The organism is Citrobacter sp. wls826 (genome assembly GCF_005281245.1).
Classification (GTDB): domain Bacteria; phylum Pseudomonadota; class Gammaproteobacteria; order Enterobacterales; family Enterobacteriaceae; genus Citrobacter; species Citrobacter braakii.
Genome location: NZ_SZWS01000049.1, coordinates 1 through 2,098, shown reverse-complemented (window position 1 = coordinate 2,098; position 2,098 = coordinate 1). Strand labels below are relative to the sequence as shown.

At 52.5% G+C, this 2,098-nt stretch carries 2 protein-coding genes; both read right to left on the bottom strand.

Going from position 1 to position 2,098, the window contains the following annotated elements; translation table 11 throughout:
• Positions 1-99: 99 nt before the first annotated feature.
• Complete coding sequence (locus FDW87_RS22365; protein ID WP_252363128.1) at positions 100-747, bottom strand: hypothetical protein; 648 nt, start codon at positions 745-747, stop codon at positions 100-102.
• Positions 748-780: 33 nt separating this feature from the next.
• Complete coding sequence (locus tag FDW87_RS22360) at positions 781-2,040, bottom strand: ParB/RepB/Spo0J family partition protein (protein WP_252363127.1); 1,260 nt, start codon at positions 2,038-2,040, stop codon at positions 781-783.
• Positions 2,041-2,098 lie beyond the last annotated feature (58 nt).

The window sequence follows — 2,098 nt, the reverse complement described above, 5'->3', positions numbered from 1 at the left end:
CGCCCAAAGGCGGCGGCCTCCGTCTTAAGCTGCGTGGTCTGTGTGGTCAGTTTCTGTTAACTCAGTTTCATCCTGTTCAACAGGTTGAGTACGAACCATCTAGTCTGGTAACCAGACTTTTGCACTCAGTTCATCTGCAGCAGCAGCGGCATCACGACGTTTGAGCTTCACAATTTCCCGCGCTCTTTCCGCCATCCCAGCTTCCTCATAAACCTTGCCGATCTGAGAAATTTTGAGTTTTCCAAAGTAGCTGGCCGCATCCGACTGCCACCATTTGCGCAGATCAAAGTCCAGTGCAGCTTCCAGCCCATCCAGTTCACTTCGCTCGGTACGGTTATACAGGCGTTCCTGAATACCGTTGATCCCATGTGCTGCGCAGAATCCCAGCAGGGCGCACACCTGTTCCGCAGACCATGGCAGCAACCAGGTGAAATCCAGATGCCAGTTTTCCGGCAACGTCGCCTGAAATGCTTCACGCTGAGCCTTAAGTGACAGTAAAGCTTTGCCCTCATCACCGGACGGAGCCAGAGAGACGAGCAGATACTGATTACTGGTGACTGAGGCTTTGAGGGGTTCACTACGCTGACCATAACTGCGTTCAAACAGACCGAGACACAGTGTCCATGTAAGCAGCGCCACAGACACGTCAGGGCATCCCGCCAGTTCAGCCTGTACCGCGAGAGTACGTTCAGCGGACATAGCTTTAACCAGCGTTGCCGGATATGCGTCGGCAGGTGTTTCCGGCATGGTGTAGGTGATTACATTGTTATCCTGCGTCTGTCACGCCTCTCGTTCCTGTTCTTCCTGTGCGCGATCTTCGTCAGTCAGTTTGCGGATACCTGGCTGAACCTGAAAATTGCCGTTATCCCATGACACCCATACACCATGCTTCGCCCGAAATTCCGGCGTGGCCTCGCGGTATTTGGCCTCGATACGGATATAATCAATCTGCTGCTGAAATTCGTACTGTTCATCATAAGACGAGCATACCTCGATGGCATTTTCAAGTTCATCAATACGGCGTTGTTCATCACCAGTCAGCACAGCCGCTGGCATGGCAAAGCGGTACAGCTCTTTATCTTCGCCATGACCGCTGAGTTCTGTCATACGAAACTCAGCCCAGCCCCAGCCCTGTTCCTGCCGGATACGCGCAGCCATCACCGTGAGTTTTCCGGCGAGCAAAGATTTCACCAGTGCAGCATCAGCAAAAGTATTGTCTTTATCGCTGAACAGATCTGCGGTCAGATGACCTCCTGCTGCGAGGTAGGCTTCTTCACCGACAAAGACAAACATCGGATGGCTTATGGCCATTTTGTCATCTGTGGCCATTTTACGGAGAGTATGTACACTCGGAGTGCGATATTGTTCGACTGCCTCTTTCCAGATTTGCTCCTGACGCTCGTGAGAATCAGCCAGGGTCAGAGCTTCACAATGCTCAAGGGTAATCTCATCCCGCGCCAGTGCATCCAGCAGGGATGGCGCAAGGTTCGCCAGTTTCAGACAGCGCTGAACATGGCGAGGTGCATATCCCAGCAGAGCGCCAATTTGTGAGGGGGTTCGCCCTTCTCGCTCAAGATTACGGAAGCCGACAATCTGCTCGGCAGGGTGCATGATTTTGTGTTTGCCATTCTCCGTCATGGAGGCAGCCACCGCGAGGTCCAGCGGAACGACTTTTACCGGAACAAACGGAAATTCAGCATCCACACATCCCCGCACAACAAGAACACCCAATGCTCTGCGGCGACCTTCACCAGCCACAATCCCGATCGTTCCGTCCGGCTGTTCGACGCCGACCAGATTCTGGAGGATCCCCACGGCAGCAATACTGTCAGCCAGTTCTTCCACTTCCTTGTCAGTATGCTTAATCAGACGCACATTCAGATCTGATGCAGACAAACGCGTATAAGCGATTTGCTGTACGGGGAGCACAGCTAAAAGCTGGCTCAGAGTCTGATCTGTAGCAGGAGCGGTTGTGGATTCAGATTTCTTATTACGTCTGGATTTATTCGTTTTGCTTGCCGTAGTATTAGTGGCGACCATAATTTTTACCTCTCTAGTTTAAGTGATGGTCAGTCGTGACCGGATTGCCCTCCGGTCA

Excerpts from the sequence above, each read along its gene's own strand:
- FDW87_RS22365 (WP_252363128.1), bottom strand. The coding sequence starts at position 747 with ATGCCGGAAACACCTGCCGACGCATATCCGGCAACGCTGGTTAAAGCT.
- FDW87_RS22360 (WP_252363127.1), bottom strand. The coding sequence starts at position 2,040 with ATGGTCGCCACTAATACTACGGCAAGCAAAACGAATAAATCCAGACGT.